The sequence below is a fragment of the Saccharibacillus sp. O23 genome (assembly GCF_002205895.1).
Taxonomy (GTDB): Bacteria; Bacillota; Bacilli; order Paenibacillales; family Paenibacillaceae; genus Saccharibacillus.
This window is the reverse complement of record NZ_NJDE01000024.1, coordinates 74,043-89,540: the sequence shown is the minus strand read 5'-3', so window position 1 is coordinate 89,540 and position 15,498 is coordinate 74,043. Positions and strand designations below refer to the sequence as shown.

At 56.5% G+C, this 15,498-nt stretch carries 11 protein-coding genes and 1 tRNA gene; 7 read left to right on the top strand and 5 right to left on the bottom strand.

Going from position 1 to position 15,498, the window contains the following annotated elements; translation table 11 throughout:
• Window positions 1-292: 292 nt before the first annotated feature.
• Entirely contained in the window at window positions 293-565 is a 273-nt protein-coding gene (locus tag CDO73_RS22600; protein WP_088490788.1) for a hypothetical protein, read from the top strand.
• Between the two features lie 95 nt (window positions 566-660).
• On the opposite strand, the gene CDO73_RS22595 is transcribed toward CDO73_RS22600, so the two are convergent.
• The 4 genes from CDO73_RS22595 to CDO73_RS22580 all read right to left on the bottom strand — a co-directional run bounded on the left by CDO73_RS22595 (window position 661) and on the right by CDO73_RS22580 (window position 4,412).
• A complete protein-coding gene (locus CDO73_RS22595; protein WP_256972818.1) occupies window positions 661-2,280 on the bottom strand; it encodes a sensor domain-containing diguanylate cyclase in 1,620 nt (539 codons plus the stop codon).
• Window positions 2,281-2,680: 400 nt separating this feature from the next.
• Entirely contained in the window at window positions 2,681-3,754 is a 1,074-nt protein-coding gene (locus CDO73_RS22590; RefSeq protein ID WP_088490786.1) for a hypothetical protein, read from the bottom strand.
• 145 nt (window positions 3,755-3,899) lie between these two features.
• Window positions 3,900-3,971 (bottom strand) — tRNA-Thr (locus CDO73_RS22585).
• Between the two features lie 120 nt (window positions 3,972-4,091).
• On the bottom strand, window positions 4,092-4,412 hold the full coding sequence (locus tag CDO73_RS22580; protein WP_088490785.1) for an MTH1187 family thiamine-binding protein: 321 nt from the start codon (window positions 4,410-4,412) through the stop codon (window positions 4,092-4,094).
• Between the two features lie 374 nt (window positions 4,413-4,786).
• On the opposite strand from CDO73_RS22580, the gene CDO73_RS22575 reads away from it, so the two are divergent.
• The 6 genes from CDO73_RS22575 (at window position 4,787) to CDO73_RS22550 (ending at window position 13,520) form a co-directional block, all read left to right on the top strand.
• Entirely contained in the window at window positions 4,787-6,817 is a 2,031-nt protein-coding gene (locus CDO73_RS22575; protein ID WP_256972815.1) for an anaerobic ribonucleoside triphosphate reductase, read from the top strand.
• Window positions 6,818-6,939: 122 nt separating this feature from the next.
• Window positions 6,940-7,461, top strand: coding sequence for an anaerobic ribonucleoside-triphosphate reductase activating protein (gene nrdG, locus CDO73_RS22570; RefSeq protein ID WP_088490784.1), 522 nt, complete (start codon window positions 6,940-6,942; stop codon window positions 7,459-7,461).
• A 392-nt stretch (window positions 7,462-7,853) separates the two neighbouring features.
• Window positions 7,854-8,696 carry a TerC family protein gene (locus CDO73_RS22565; protein WP_088490783.1) on the top strand — a complete coding sequence of 281 codons (843 nt, stop codon included), beginning with the start codon at window positions 7,854-7,856 and terminating at the stop codon, window positions 8,694-8,696.
• Between the two features lie 317 nt (window positions 8,697-9,013).
• The gene (locus CDO73_RS22560) at window positions 9,014-9,466 is read left to right on the top strand and encodes an IDEAL domain-containing protein (protein ID WP_088490782.1); all 453 of its coding nucleotides are present in this window, start codon (window positions 9,014-9,016) and stop codon (window positions 9,464-9,466) included.
• A 757-nt stretch (window positions 9,467-10,223) separates the two neighbouring features.
• On the top strand, window positions 10,224-11,531 hold the full coding sequence (gene serS / locus CDO73_RS22555) for a serine--tRNA ligase (RefSeq protein WP_088490781.1): 1,308 nt from the start codon (window positions 10,224-10,226) through the stop codon (window positions 11,529-11,531).
• 402 nt (window positions 11,532-11,933) lie between these two features.
• Window positions 11,934-13,520 (top strand): methyl-accepting chemotaxis protein, encoded by a 1,587-nt coding sequence (locus CDO73_RS22550; RefSeq protein ID WP_088490780.1) that lies wholly within the window; start codon window positions 11,934-11,936, stop codon window positions 13,518-13,520.
• A gap of 275 nt (window positions 13,521-13,795) precedes the next feature.
• On the opposite strand, the gene CDO73_RS22545 is transcribed toward CDO73_RS22550, so the two are convergent.
• Window positions 13,796-15,481, bottom strand: coding sequence for an NAD(P)H-hydrate dehydratase (locus CDO73_RS22545; RefSeq protein ID WP_088490779.1), 1,686 nt, complete (start codon window positions 15,479-15,481; stop codon window positions 13,796-13,798).
• Window positions 15,482-15,498: the final 17 nt, after the last annotated feature.

Here is a 15,498-nt window from a genome sequence, read left to right as displayed (position 1 = left end):
CCTATTTTATCACACTCTGTAAGCGTGCGCGACAAAGCGCTCGGTAAATAGGCGGAATCTCCCGCCGCATCCGGGACCAAAGTCACGATCGGTGCCTTGTCTTCCCTTTGGCCTTACCGTTCGAAGCCGAATCGCCGAGTCCTTTCTTGCATCGAAGCTTCGATTCTTTTTTAAATTATTTTCCGCAAAAAACGAACTTTTCTCCCCACCCAAGCGTATATGAAGCAAGGCAGGGATAAACGCTTCGATTCCTTGCTTGATCATTTTTACCCATTTATAAGGAGGCGTTTACATGGAATTCATGGGGATTGTCGCGATTTTCGCGGTGTTGATCATTGTTTCCTCGTTAATCGGACTGAGAGGTTCGAACCGCGGCATGAGGCGGGGCGGCCACTCGGGGTTCCTGCATAATCCGAGCAGCGCGAACTCTTACGATGCTTACGACGTCACGCCCGGTGCTTCCCATAACCACTGCGGCGGTTCGAGTCATTCCCATTCTTCCTCTTATGACGGCGGAAGCTGCGATTCGGGCGGCGGGGACGGCGGAGGCGGAGGCGGAGAATGAACGGGACATCTTTTTCGGACGACAAAAAGAACGCGTAACTTCCTCTAGAGGAAAGGACGCGTTCTTTCGTTTTTCGAAAAAGAAAAGGTTCGGACTTAGACGACCACCCGGTTGCGGCCGCCTTCTTTGGCCCGATACAAGGCACGGTCGGCAAGCTCGAACAGATCGTCTACCCGCATGGATTGCATCGGGCAAACGGAAGCGCCGATCGACAGCGTTACGGGAATATGCAGCGAATTCTCGTGCGCGGCGACCGCGAGCCGGATCCGTTCCGCCATCTCGTACGTTTCCGGCAGATTGCGCCCCGGCAGCAGAACCAGAAACTCTTCGCCGCCGTACCGTCCGCACAGATCCTGATTGCCCAACGTTTCTTCCAAAGTACGGGCTACGCTTCGGAGCACTTCGTCTCCGGCGGCATGTCCGTAAAGATCGTTCACCGCTTTGAAACGGTCGATATCCATCAGCAGCAGCGAGAACGGCCGGTTGTCGCCTTCCAGCTTCTCCAGAATCTCGTCCAGCGCGCGCCGGTTCAACAGCCCCGTCAACGAATCTTTGAGAGCGAAGTCGTTCAGGTCCCGGTTCTGACGCTTCATCTCGCGCACGGATCGCATCACGGCCCGGTTGAGCAGATCGGCTTCCCGGTTCCAGTGGCGGCGCACGGAAGGCAGCGCTTCGTCTTCCGGACGATCGACGGCGCGAAGCACGAAATCGGCCAAAGAGACGAACGGCGCCGCCAAGCGGCGGGCCAAAAACAACGCCGCGCAGGCCAGCATCAGAAACGGCCCCATAACGACCACCAGCGTGCCGCGCATTTGTTCGAACTGCTCGGTCCGCAGCGCTTTGGCCGACGTCTGGGATACGACTCCCCAACCGGTACGCGGAGCGTAAGCATACCCGACCAGATATTCGCCGTTCGCGTCGTCCGTCACTTTGACGCTGCCGCTCATGCCGATCAATATCCGATCCAAAGCCAGATTCCCTCCGGCCTCTTCTTCGTTTCGATCCTCGTTGGGATCGTAAATCAGACGGCCCGCGTCATCGACGACGTAAGAATACGAGCCGACCGTATCGAAATCCGAAGCCGAACGACCCGAACCCAGCAGGCTGCCCAGCACGTTGGCATGCTCCATGCAGAGCACCCCGCCGATGACGCCCAAATACTTGTCGTTCGCGTCGTAGATCGGCTCCGATACCACGACCGCCTGATCCCCTTCGGTCTCCGTGTAGAATAGAGAACGGTATTCTTTACGCGTGTTCAGAGCTTGCTTCAACAGCGAGACGTCGATTGCCGCCGGATCTTCCGCGCCGCTTTTCGTATAGCTGTCTATGATCTTGCCGTTCGCGGCCGCGACGAATACCGAGTCGAAACGTCCGCTGCTCTCGTAGAGCAAGCGCAGTTGTTTCGCCGTTTCGTCAGCTTCGCCGAGGGACATCGGAGTCGCGAGTTCGCCCCCGAAAGAGCTCAGGCTCTTCTCGACCGACAGATACATCATATCGATCGCATGCGCGACGCGCTGCGACTCTCTCTGATTCGCTTCGAGCGTACGTTCTTGAAGCAGCTTCTCCTCGGAATGGTAAGAAGCGAATAACGTGATCGCCAAGGTCATCAAGAAAGTCAGAACGACAAGACCGGAGAACAACGCGCGCAAGCTGACCTTGCCTTTGGTTTTATAAGGATTTTCGTCCGGACTTCTTTTTCGCCCGCCTGACGCCATAATCACGGTCTTCATCACCTTTAACGCTCGAATGTCGTTCCTGATCCCTATGATTCAATGCTTGCTTTCTTACTATATATTACGGCACAATTTGTCGATTTTTTAGACGATTCAGCGAGACAAAGGAATCAAATTTCATTATAAGGCAGGATTCTAAAAATATTCGGGTTGCGGAATTGGGTAGCTTTCTTGGAAGAATAAAAATGCGCCTGAACGAAAAAACCGAGAAAGTCCAGCGCTGGGTCTCCCCGGTCTCGACTCCCTCGGCTCCCCAAACAATTGCCTGAGGCAGATGTGGTGGCGCCACGAGAAATTATTACCCGATCGATAAATGAATAATCAATTTCATTTATCGATTTAGGAATAGAGATTTACGAGCGCTTTTTAGCCGCCTGATCCGTCATTTTTCGAACGCCGAAGCCAACTTGGCGCTCTGTTTGCCGAAAGGTACCAAAACAACAGCCCGGCCTTCGGTATAACCCAACAGCCGATCCTGCAAACTCTTCAGATCCGCCGTTCTTTCGCTTATGATTTGATCGTCCGGCGTCAGCAGCGATTGCTTGCCTTTTTCCGTATCGGTAAGCAGCAGCCGGCCGCCGAGATAGCTGGTCGCCCAATTCGATTCGCGATCGGTAAAGGTACGTTTGATGCTGGCGGTCGATTTGGCGGTTTTGAGGTCATAACGAGCATATACGATCGGTTCGAACGTCGATAGGCCCAACGGCGATCCGATCATGCTGGACGTATTTACAACCAAACTCGTTCCTTCCGTGACAAAGTTGGTGTCGACGTTCGACGGGAACAAGATCAAATTCATTCTGCCGGTCGATACGTTCACGATCTTGTAATAATCCCGCGACTGCATGATTCCGTAACCTTTCATTTTTGCGACGAAATACGGATATTGGAACTGCGAAGATTCGGCACCTGGGTTTTCGTGCTTGCGGTCTTCTTCCGAAGCTGCGGATCGAACATGCACCGGCTTTTTCCACGGATATTGATAAACGGCCACGCGATCTCCGTTCATCACCGCGATACTCTCTTTGACGCCCGAACCGGCAGCCGACCATTGGACCTGCAAGTCGGAACCGCCCGAGATATTCGTAAAATCTTGTTTGCCGATCGGTTTGCCTTTTAAGGAAAGCACTTGTTTCTGGAGCTTCTTGCCGGATTCGGTCAGCACGACGATCTTGCCGGAACCTGCGAGTACTTCGCAATCATGCAGTACCGCGAACTTCTTCGTCCAGACGATCTTGTCCGCCGACACGTCCAGCAGCTGCAGCTGCCCCGAGAATTTATCGACGAACAAGACTTCCGTCTTGCTCACGGGTACCGACTGTACCTGCCGACTCAACAGCTGGTTGGAATACGAAGATTCGGCCTGCGCGGAAGGCGCGACGAAGGACAGCGGAAGCACCAACGACGCGGCCAGCAGAGCAGAACCGAGGAAGCGCAATTTCTTTCGTTTTTTCACGCCAAAACCTCCTTGAACGGAAAGGGATCGTCATCATAATTATTAAACGTTCGAAAAAGGAGGTTTGTTGCCGGATTCGATATTCGAAGCAAAAAAAGCGCGAACCCCGGTTTCCCGAGATTCGCGCTTTTGCAGTGCTGCTTGATGCTGATGAAGGGAATTGAACCCCCGACCTACGCATTACGAGTGCGTTGCTCTACCCCTGAGCTACATCAGCATATTCGGCGTATACCTTGCTGTCTGAAACAGCAACGAAACTTATTATACACCTTTCGCCGAGAAGCGCAAGCCTTTTGCCGCAAAAAGTCGGGGGACGTTTGCGGCGCTTAGGTTCGGCCTATTCCGCGCCGCCGCGTTCGGCCAGCTTCGCATGCACCGAAGCCAATTTCTGCACGGACGAACCGGCTTTGTCCCGGCGGTCGTCGATCTTGATCGACGTCGAGACGCGCTGCGCCCCGGACTCGAAAGTATGCTCGTGCAGCGCCTTCACCGCTTCCAGAATCCGGTCCAGCGGCCCTTCGATGATCGTGCTCATGGAGGTCAATTGGTATTCCACGCCTTCGAGCGTCTCCAGCTTGCGCTGCATCTCGGCGACGTAACTGCTCAGACTGGTCGTTGCCGTCCCGATCGGGATGATCGTCACTTCCGCGATAGCCATGGTGGAAGTCCTCCTCTTCACTGATTTTGGGTTCTGTCAACGTCTTTTTTCGCTGCTTTTATTGTAACCTTTTCATCCGCAAAAATCGAATTCGCGCTTCTTCCGCGCCGCTATGCGGCTCGCTTCAAAAAGGCGTTTTCAACCTTGACGAATTCGGTAAATTTTCGCCGTCCGAATATGTCCATTATGTGGCAAGTCGTGTATGCTCGCTTCACACACACCATATCTAGGTGTAAATTAAGTAGCCGAAGGCCAAATATGGTATTCGACAAGAAAACGGACCAAGACCGCTTCCCTGCCGTTTTCGGACGCGGCTTACATATCCTCTCCAGATTTCTTCACAAAATTTCGATTCGAAAGGACGGAAACCCAAGATGAGCATGACCCTTCCCTTTACTCCGGCACGCAAAGAAAACGACGCGCTCGAGGAGATCACGAGACTCGGACGGGACATCGCCGACAGCCTCGATACGGAGACGCTGCGCGAGAACGCGAACCTGAACGGGGACAGCTTTTCCGGCAAAATGAGCAAATTCGGGAGCGAGTACGCCAAGTGGTACGCGCGCCGCCACGTGCTGCCCAAAGAAGTGGAGGCGGCGATCCGGGGCAATACCGTCTACGTGCACGACCTCGACCATTACGCGGTCGGCACGACCAACTGCATCTTCATCCCGTTCGACAAACTGCTGGCCGAAGGCTTCAGCACCGGCAACGGCGACCTGCGGACGCCGCGGACGATCATGACGGCGATGGCGCTGGTCGCGATCATCTTCCAATGCCAACAGAACGCGCAGTACGGCGGCGTCTCTTCCAATAAGATCGACCACGATCTGGCGCCTTACGTGGGCCGTTCGTTCCTCAAGCATTTCCGCAAAGGATTGTCGTACTTCGAGAGCTTCGCGGACGAGCCGACCGGCACGGCGAACGCGGCATCAGAACCGAGCGACGAAGAAATACATATGGATAATGCCGAACTGAAAGAACGTTATCCGCACGCGTACCGCTACGCTTATCAAGAAACGCGCCAAGAAACGTTCCAAGCGGCCGAAAGCCTCATCCATAACCTGAACACGATGTCGAGCAGAGGCGGCGGCCAGATTCCGTTTACCAGCATCAATTACGGCACCTGCACGTCCAGCGAAGGCCGCCTCGTGATGGAGAGCCTGATGGACGCGACCATGCGCGGACTCGGTCAAGGGCAGACTCCGATCTTCCCGATCCAGATCTTCAAATGCAAGAAAGGCATCAACCAACGGCCGGGCGATCCGAACTACGATCTGTTCCTCAAAGCGATCGAATGTTCGACCAAACGCCTGTATCCGAACTTCGCCAACCTCGACGCGCCGATCAATCTGGAATATTACGTGCCGGGCGATCCGGATACGGAATTCGCCACGATGGGCTGCCGTACCCGCGTAATCGCCGACCGTTTCGGACGCAACCACCTGTCGGGCAAAGGCAATCTGTCTTTCAACACGATCAATCTGGTCAAAATGGGATTGGAGAACGGAATCGCGCTCGGGCAGCGCAAATGGGCGGACGAGGAAGGCTACTATAAGATGCTCGACGAAGCGCTGGATACCGCTCTCTCCGGCCTGCTGCACCGCTACGGCATTCAAGCCAAGCAGCCTGCCAAAGCGTCGGACTTCATGATGCGCGAAGGCGTGTGGGAAGGCGGCGACGCGCTCGGTCCGGACGACAAAGTCGAAGACCTGCTGAAGCACGGCAGCTTGTCGATCGGCTTTATCGGCATCGCCGAATCCATGAAAGCCATGTACGGAAAACATCATGCGGAAGACGCGGACGTCTACGAGAAAGCTTTGGCCGTCATTCGTCATATGCGCGCTTATTGCGACGAAATGAGCGAGAAGCACGACTTGAACATCACGCTGTTCGCGACGCCGGCCGAAGGACTGTCGGGCAAATTCACGAAGAACGACGCCCGCGAATACGGCTCGATTCCGGGCGTCACGGATCGCGAATATTATACGAACTCGTTCCATGTGCCGGTCTATTATCAGACGACGGCGGCGCGGAAGATTTCGCTCGAAGCGCCTTTCCACGAATTGTGCAACGCCGGCGCCATCTCGTATATCGAGCTGGACGGCAACGTGCGCAGCAACCCGGAAGCGTTCCGCAAGATCGTGGCTTACGCGCTGGAGCGGAACGTCAGCTATTTCAGCATCAATCATCCGATCGACCGCTGCACGTCCTGCGGATACGAAGGCATCATCGGCGAATCGTGCCCGTCCTGCGGGAAAAAGGAAACCGAAGTCCATATCTCCCGGCTGCGCCGCGTTACCGGCTACTTGACCGGCGATTATCAGACCCGCTTCAACGGAGCCAAGCAGGCGGAAGTCCGCGACCGCGTGAAGCACGCCGGACATTCGCAGCAGCCGCAATAAGAACCGCACGGCGGTCGCCCGGAACGGCAAAGCTTGCTCCGCCGTTCCGGGCAGCCGCCCTTTTTTTGCCGTCGCCGTATCGTACTTAAGGAAGCGAGCTGGACTCAAGGAGGCTTCAAGCGATGAACATCTGCGGATATTATCCCGAATCGATCAACGAAGGCGAAGGGCTGCGCGCCTCGGTCTTCATCAGCGGCTGCAAGCATTACTGCCAAGGCTGCTTCAGCGCGCGGACTTGGAACTTCGATTACGGCGAGCCGTTCGACCTTCGCCGCCAACAGGAGATCATCGCCGAGATGGCGGACAATCCGCTGCTGGACGGGCTGACGCTGGCGGGAGGCGATCCGTTCTTCTCGGCCGGCGAAGCGGCGGCGTTCTTGGATCTGGCGAGAGCAAGCCTGCCCGACCTTAACGTATGGATGTACACCGGGTATACGTTCGAACAGCTCGCTTCGCGACCAGGGTCCGACGAATACGAACTGCTGCGCCGCGGCCAAGTGTTGGTCGACGGGCGATTCGAGCAGGATCTGCGCGACGTGTCGCTTCTCTATCGGGGCAGTTCCAATCAACGGCTGATCCGGATTCCCGAGAGTCTGGAACGCGGAGAGATCGTATTATGGGAAAGAGCGGTTCCGATCGCCTGATCCGACTTGTTTCGACAATGTCATTTTGGACTGTGTCAACTTTTACCTATATAAATCCAGTTTAGGTTTTAATTGTTGACAACCGTGTTTCGATCAAGTAAGATGGGTTTAAATTTACGGCAGGACCCCAATCGCATACTTGATCTTTCCTTAACCGGGTAAGAGGGAGTAGCTTTTACAGCAAAGTCGTCAGTACGGGATCGCATCCCCGGCTTTGTTGGCAACTTATTTATGTTGTTAGCGAGACTTTTACCGCTTTAGGTTACGTTTGTTTATTCGTGCATCGTCACGTCATTCATTCGTACCCTGAGGCGGTAAAAGTCTCTTTTGTTTTATTGGGGTCTTTTCGTAAGAGAAAGGGAATTTATCCCGCATTAAAAGGAGAGAAGCTCATGGATTTGTCGTTGATGCTGGAGTACGGATGGGTACTGCTCGTTCTGATCGCGCTCGAAGGCCTGCTGGCCGCGGATAACGCGCTCGTGCTGGCGATCATGGTTAAACCTCTTCCGGAAGAACAGCGCAAAAAAGCTTTGTTCTACGGTCTCGTCGGAGCGTTCGTGCTGCGGTTCGGCTCCCTGTTCATCATCTCGTTCCTCGTGGACGTCTGGTGGATTCAGGCGATCGGCGCGGCGTACCTGCTGTTCATCTCGCTGAATCATATCATTAAAGCGATTCGCAGCAAAAAGTCCGAAACCGACGAAGCGGAAGAGTCGGCGGAAGGCAAAGGCGTCGGCAAAAAGAAAGTCAGCTTCTGGGGCGTCGTGTTCAAAGTCGAATTGGCCGACCTCGCGTTCGCGGTCGACTCGATCTTGGCAGCCGTGGCGCTGGCCGTGGCCCTGCCTCCGACCAATTGGGGCACCATCGGCGGTCTGGACGCCGGACAGTTCGCGGTCATCTTCGCGGGCGGCTTTATCGGTCTCGTCATCATGCGTTTCGCGGCGAACCTGTTCGTCGGTCTGCTGCATTCCCGTCCGGGTCTTGAAACGGCCGCTTTCGTAATCGTAGGCTGGGTCGGCGTCAAGCTGGCCATGCACACGCTCGGCCATGACGCGATCGGTCTCGTGCCGCACGACTTCGTCGAAGGCACGATCTGGAAATCCACGTTCTATATCGTTCTTGTCGCGATCGCGCTGATCGGTTGGTTCACGTCCAAGAAAGTCGAAACCAAAACGCACGAAGAACCGATTCGCGAAGTCGAAGAACAAGCCAAGAAGCTTCCGAAGCTCGACAAATAAAGACAGCGACGAATCTTTCACGATCCTGCGCCGGAGCGATAGATCGAAGATCGAACCGACGGCCAGCAAGCAATAAGGTCCCAGCACCGGAAAGTCCAATAGGACTCTCCGGTGCTTTTTGCTTTGCGCGAACCTAGGAACGTATCGGAAGAAGTTCCTATTAATCTTTTACGAATAGATTTTACGAAATCTTTTTTAAAAAGCTATAAACTTTCGTTTTCCTTCACCGATAAATAATTCAACAAGGCAAAACAACAACAAAAAACGACAAAATAATCAACGAAACGACAAATAACCCAAAGAGAGGTGCAGCAGTCATGATCACGCTGAATACACAAGGAATTATGGAAGTTCTTCACAAACAAATTACGAAATTCTTCGAAGCTGAGCCTGTGCTGCTCGAGCTGACGCAGGACATCAACAACGGAAACGATGCCGAAGCCGGACAGACGCTGCACTACTCGAATCCGCACTACTGGGTCAAAGTCATGGACTGCTCTTTCGAAAGTTACGTCAGACCGGTTATCCTCTGCGAAGTGATCTACTTCCTGAAGAAAGAATACATGGACGCCGAAGTCGAAGTGAACGTCGATATCGACCTCTCTGCGGACGCCGAACAACGCATCACGATCTCGGCCAGCATCAGCTTCAACGACAATGTCGAGCTGGAACGCGGCGAACTGAACAACCTGATCGATCTGGCCCTGCAGCTGAAGGACAGAGAATGGTTCGAAGAACTGACGAACCGCTACAACGCGATCAGCGCCTGAAACGAAGCTTGAATCCAGCCGGACGATTCGCCGACGATTCCGCATCATTCGCCGTAAAAACGCCGCACAGACCGAAACTCGGCGCATCGTCCAAGCAAGCAAGTTACCTTTTCGACAAAATCGGACTTTCGCAGTTTCTCTCCTCTTCGTCCGGTTCGAATGAACGATTCTGAACGCTTGGCGGTTTCGCGACGCGAAGCCGCCGCGATCTTCTCCCATCCGGGTGTTATGCGGCCTCTCGGCCGATGTACGAACTTCACGACCTGCTTCCGCTGCCGGGACCCGCTTCATCATATCTTTTCTCCTTCCCTTCCGTCGTATCGCGCCCCCTACCGTATCCCGCGATACGCGTTAAGGCTCCGGATTCTTCCGAATCCGGGCCTCTTTTTTTTGGCTTTATCCGGGGGCGCTTCGTTCTGCCCGTCGGGTATTTCGCGCAAGGCGCGGGTTGACGAGCGGGACGAGCGGCGCTATACTGAGACTCATAATTTCACATGCCACCATGCCGATGACGAGCATCCAACTCCGAGGCGTTTTCGTCAAGGGCTTGCTCATCGCCGCGTTTCCGCGCCGAGACGGCAGCTTCCCTAAGTCAACCGGCTTTCGCCCGTTACCGCGAAACTCCAGAGCGGATCGTTCCTGTCGGAACGGTCAAATTGGGTGGCACCGCGAGCGTAGATCACACGCCCCTCGTCCCAAACGAGAGGGCGTTTTTTGCGTTTTTTTACATCCGATTATCGAAGGAGCGTGCAGGAACATGATGGACATCAGGCATATCAAAGAACGGGCAGAGGAATTTCAACGGGTAGCGGACGGCAAGAAAATCGCGGTATCGATCGCGGAACTGCTGGACGCGGACGAACGCAGACGGGAACTGACGCTGCGGGCCGAGACGCTGCGGGCTTCGCGCAATCGGCGCAGCGAAGAGATCGGCAGCCTGATGGCCGCCGGCAAACGCGAAGAAGCGACTACGATCAGAGCGCGGATCGGCACCGAAAAAGAAGAACTGTCGAACGTCGAAGCGGAACTCGATATCGTGATGCAGCGTTACCGTTATCTGATGGAACGCGTACCGAATCTGGTGTCGGCCGATACGCCGGAAGGACGTTCGGATGCCGACAATGCGGTGATCGCGGTCACCGGAACGCCTCCGAAATTCGACTTCGAAGCGCGTGACCATGTCGAATTGGGCGAGAAACTCGGTTTATTCGACACGGAACGCGGGGTCAAAGTCGCCGGAGCGCGCAGCTATTTTCTGAAAGGCGACGGGTTGAAATTGCAGCGGGCCGTTCAGCAATTGGCGCTCGATCTGCTCGACGAACGCGGATTCGTCGGGATGGACGTGCCGCTGATGGTCCGTACCCGGGCGATGCACGGAACCGGATTTTTCCCGAGCGGACAAGATCAGGCTTACCGGATCGAAGGCGAAGACGCTTGGTTGGTCGGAACGTCGGAAGTTCCGCTGATCGCGTATTTCGAAGGCGAGACGCTCGACCTGAACGAACCGATCCGGGTCGCCGGCGTCTCGACTTGCTTCCGCAGCGAAGTCGGTTCGGCCGGACGCGACGTGCGCGGATTGTATCGGGTGCATCAATTCGCCAAAGTCGAACAGGTCGTGATCTGCCGCGGCAATTGGGATGAATCGGAACGTCTGCTGCAAGAGATCACGCGCAACGCCGAAGATCTGCTGGATATGCTCGAGCTGCCTTATCGCAAAGTGGCGGTCTGTATCGGAGACATGTCGCAGAAAAATCATAAGCAGTACGATATCGAGACTTGGATGCCGAGCCGCGGCGCTTACGGCGAAACGCATTCGGCTTCGAACGTCGGAGACTTTCAAGCGCGCCGCGCCGGACTTCGGTACAAAGGCGAAGACGGCAAGCTGCACTACGCGCATACGCTGAACAATACGGCGGCCGCCGTTCCCCGCCTGCTGATTCCGCTGCTCGAAAATCATCAGCGCGAAGACGGCTCGATCTACCTGCCTCCCGCGCTTCGACCGTACATGGGAGGTCGGGAATTCATCGCGGCCCCTGCTTCGACGGAAAAACAGGCGGCCGAATAAACATTCGCGAAGCGATCGGAATTTATTAGATCGCGGCATTTCTGCTTGATTGACGAAGCAAGCATAACCCTTTCCAGTCCGCTTTTTCTTCGGAAAAAGCGGGCTTTTTTGCGTTACCCTAGTTATTGGTTTTCAATTCATACAACATATATTTTTTTACATTTTTGATTCCAAGCTCTCAAAAACGTCCGGGGCTCTGACGACAAATACATATATCAAGGCATCAAAACAACCACAAAACACCCTGCAAGCAAACGGCAGCAGCTCTTGCGCGGCCGCTCCCCCTTCACACAACCGCCGATCAGACGCCGAATATCCGGATCAGGGGACATTTGCAAGAAGCCGAAGCGGTTTGCATGCAGGATGAGTCTTGAAAAATAAAATTAAACGGAGTGATTAAGGATGCGGTGGTTCCGAAATCGAAAAATCTTTACGAAGCTTATGGTTGTCGTTGCCATGTTATCGTTGCTGACAGCGGGCGTGGGTCTGTACGGCTTCTACAATATCAACATGATGAAGAAAAACCTGAACGAAATGTACAGCTCCAATATGATGCCGATGAATAAGTTGTCCAACATGGAAACCGCGCTGCTCAAGATGCGGGTCGCGTCCCGCGACATGGTCATCGCCACGACCAAAGCTCGCATGGACGAAATCGCCGAAACGATCGAACCTCTGAAAGAAACCGTAAACTCCAGCGTTAGCAGTTACCGCCTCAGCCCGCTGACCGCCGAAGAAACGAAGCTGCTCGCCGAGTTCGACAAGTATTGGGCGGAGTATCAAACGCTGTACGCCAATGCGCTCCAACTCGCGGAAGCCTCGGATGCGGCCGCTTTCCAAAAATACGTAACCGACGAAGTCGGACCGACCAGCAAACTGCTCTACGAAACGGTCGAGAAACTGGGCGTCATCAACGAACAACAAGCCAAAGCTACCGATGCGGCTTCGCAAAAAGACGTGCAGCGCGCGACGCTGTGGACGATCGTCGCGATCGCTTTCTCTCTGGTCTTCGGAATCCTGCTCGTATTCTTGATCACGTCCATGATCAGCAACCCGGTTAAACGAATCGGAGAGCTGTTGAAGCAAATCGCCGAAGGCGATCTGCGCGAAAAATCGAATTATCAAGCCAAAGACGAGATCGGCCAACTGTCCGCGTCCGTCAACCGCATGCTCGACAAACTCTCTGCCCTGATCGGCGGCATTCAGGATTCCGCGCAGAACGTGGCGGCTTCTTCGCAGCAGATCTCGGCCAGCACGCAGCAGATTGCCGGCGGCACTTCGATCCAACTGCAATCGGCACGTTCCATCAACGAACTGTTCAAAGACATGGCGACCGCGATCGAAGACGTTGCCAAAGGCGCCGAAGGCGCGGCCGAACTGTCCAACGAAACGGTGGATATGGCGCAATCCGGCGGCGAAACGATTCATCTTGCGCTGAAAAGCATGGAAGACGTCACCCTGCAAGTCGGCAAACTCGAAGAACATTCCGCGAAAATCGGCGATATTATCGGCGTGATCGACGATATTTCCGCGCAGACCAATCTGCTCGCCCTGAATGCCGCGATCGAAGCGGCACGCGCCGGCGAGTCGGGCCTCGGCTTCGCCGTGGTCGCGGACGAAGTCCGCAAACTCGCGGAGCGCAGCGGAGCGGCGACCAAAGAAATCACGTCCATTATCCGGTCCATGCAGATGAATATCGAGAAAAGCGTCATGGCCGTCAACAACAACCTGGAGCATTCCAACGATTCCGGCCGCGCGTTCAACGCCATTATCGACCGCGTAGGCAACACTTCGCTCAAAGTCAACGGTATCGCCGCGGCCAGCGAAGAACAAGCCGCGCAGACTTCGGAAGTGCTGCACACGCTGAGCAGCATCACGACAGCGTGCGAAGAATCCGCCGCGGCCAGCGAACAGACCGCTTCGTCTTCGCAAGCGCTCGCCCAATTGGCCGACCAATTGAACGTCTCGGCGTCGACTTTCCGACTGTAAGAACGTCGGCAGCCCGCAATAGGTCCGCATAGGGTGGACATGCACGGATAGACTTCTCTATATCCTGCAAGTCGCCGCAATCAGAAAACGACCGCCTTTCCTGCTTCTGCGCAGGAAAGGCGGTCGTTTGTGCATAGCCGAATCTCGTGCGGCCTGTTCGAAAAAGCGCAGCGTTCGGCGTCTCGCGCTCGCCGGCCGTCAGCGTCAAAAGCCGGTCGATCCGCGGGGCGTCCGCCTGTTCGCGGCGGGCGGTCTTGCAGGAAGCGGAGCGCGGATCAGAGCGCTTCGATCACGTCTCCGGCGAGCAGCGATGCCGGATGCTCGCGCAGTTCGGCGGCGCGTTCTCCGGCGCGGCCGTGCAGGTAGACGCCGAAAGCGGCGGCTTGCAGCGGCGACAAGCCCTGCGCGATCAGACCGGAGATCGCGCCCGTCAGCACGTCGCCGGTGCCTCCGGTAGACATGCCGGGATGTCCCGTCGTATTGACGAACAAGGCGCCGTCTTGCGAAGCGACGACGGTGCGCGCTCCTTTGAGCACGAGCGTCACCCCGTGCTCGGCGGCGTAAGTTCGCGCCGCCGCGATCCGGTCCGCCTGAAGTTCGGCGGTCGGGATGCCGAGCAGACGGCCCATCTCGCCGGGATGCGGCGTCAAGACGACGTTCTCGCGGCGGCCCCATTCCCGCGCGGAGAATCCGCCGTCGGCCAACATGTTCAAGCCGTCCGCGTCGATGACCAGCGGCATGTCGGTCTTGGTCCACAGCTCGCGGAGCCAGTCGGCATCGCCGTCGAAACGGCCGAGGCCCGGTCCGATCGCGAGCACGTCCATCTTCTCCGCCAGCTTAAGCAGCGTCTCCGCGGAATCGCGACGCCAGAAGTCGCCTGCGGACCCTTCGGCGACCATCAGCTCCGGCACATGGCCGACGATGTCCGGCAGCAGCCCTTCGGGCAGCGCCCAAGTGACCAGTCCGCTGCCGATACGCAGCGCGGCCCGCGAAGCCATGAAGCCCGCGCCGCTCATCAAACGGCTGCCGCCGACGATCAGCACATGGCCGTAAGTGCCTTTGTGGCTGTCTTCCGCGCGGCTGCGCGACGTGTCGATCTCGAGCGTCTCGCGCAGCGAACGTTCGGTGATCAGATGCGCGCTTGGCGGATCTTCGATCCGATCGGCCGCAAGGAGCGGGATGCCGACCGCGCGCACGCGGACTTCGCCGGCGGCCGCCGCGCCGGGATACTGCGCCAGCCCCGCCTTCAAGAAGGCGATGCAGACCGTGCGCACGGCGCGGATGCACGCGTCCGCCGTCTGTCCCGTATCGGCGTTCAGGCCGCTGGGAATATCGGCGGCGACGATCGGCAGGCCGCAAGCGTTCGCGGCCCGGATCAATCCGGCGTACGGCTCGCGAGGCTCGCCGGAAGCGCCTACGCCGAGCAGCGCGTCGATCAGGCCGGTATAGCGGCCGAAATCGAGAGCGTCCGGTCCTCCTTCGGCGTCGCCCGGCATTTCCGATACGGGAATGCCGGAGCGCCGCGCGGCTTCGAACTGCGCGGCCGCTTCTTCCGAGAAGCGGTCCGCGCCCTCGGCGAGCAGGATCTCGACGCGCATGCCGGCGTCTTGAAGATAGCGGGCGGCGACCAAGCCGTCTCCGCCGTTATTGCCTTTGCCGACCAGAACCAACCAATGTTCCCGCTCCATGCCGTCGAACGGCGCGATCAAAGCGTCTTCCAAGATCGGACTCGTCGAACGAACGCCCCGCTTGGGCGAACCGTCCGGACGGCTGCCCGCGCCGACGGACGTCGACGGGCCAGCGTCCGCCGATGCCGTTCCCCGTCGGCTGCGGCACCAATCCAGCACTTCCTCGGCGATCGCGCGGCCGGCCGATTCCATCAACGACAGCGAAGGAATGCCCAGCCGGTCGATCGTGTAGCGATCGATCTGTTTCATCTGCTGCGACGTTACGATTAACATGAGTGTTCCGGCTCCTT

Excerpts from the sequence above, each read along its gene's own strand:
- CDO73_RS22575 (WP_256972815.1), top strand. The coding sequence starts at position 4,787 with ATGAGCATGACCCTTCCCTTTACTCCGGCACGCAAAGAAAACGACGCG.
- CDO73_RS22550 (WP_088490780.1), top strand. The coding sequence starts at position 11,934 with ATGCGGTGGTTCCGAAATCGAAAAATCTTTACGAAGCTTATGGTTGTC.
- CDO73_RS22595 (WP_256972818.1), bottom strand. The coding sequence starts at position 2,280 with ATGGCGTCAGGCGGGCGAAAAAGAAGTCCGGACGAAAATCCTTATAAA.
- CDO73_RS22600 (WP_088490788.1), top strand. The coding sequence starts at position 293 with ATGGAATTCATGGGGATTGTCGCGATTTTCGCGGTGTTGATCATTGTT.
- serS (WP_088490781.1), top strand. The coding sequence starts at position 10,224 with ATGATGGACATCAGGCATATCAAAGAACGGGCAGAGGAATTTCAACGG.
- CDO73_RS22565 (WP_088490783.1), top strand. The coding sequence starts at position 7,854 with ATGGATTTGTCGTTGATGCTGGAGTACGGATGGGTACTGCTCGTTCTG.
- CDO73_RS22580 (WP_088490785.1), bottom strand. The coding sequence starts at position 4,412 with ATGGCTATCGCGGAAGTGACGATCATCCCGATCGGGACGGCAACGACC.
- CDO73_RS22545 (WP_088490779.1), bottom strand. The coding sequence starts at position 15,481 with ATGTTAATCGTAACGTCGCAGCAGATGAAACAGATCGATCGCTACACG.
- nrdG (WP_088490784.1), top strand. The coding sequence starts at position 6,940 with ATGAACATCTGCGGATATTATCCCGAATCGATCAACGAAGGCGAAGGG.
- CDO73_RS22560 (WP_088490782.1), top strand. The coding sequence starts at position 9,014 with ATGATCACGCTGAATACACAAGGAATTATGGAAGTTCTTCACAAACAA.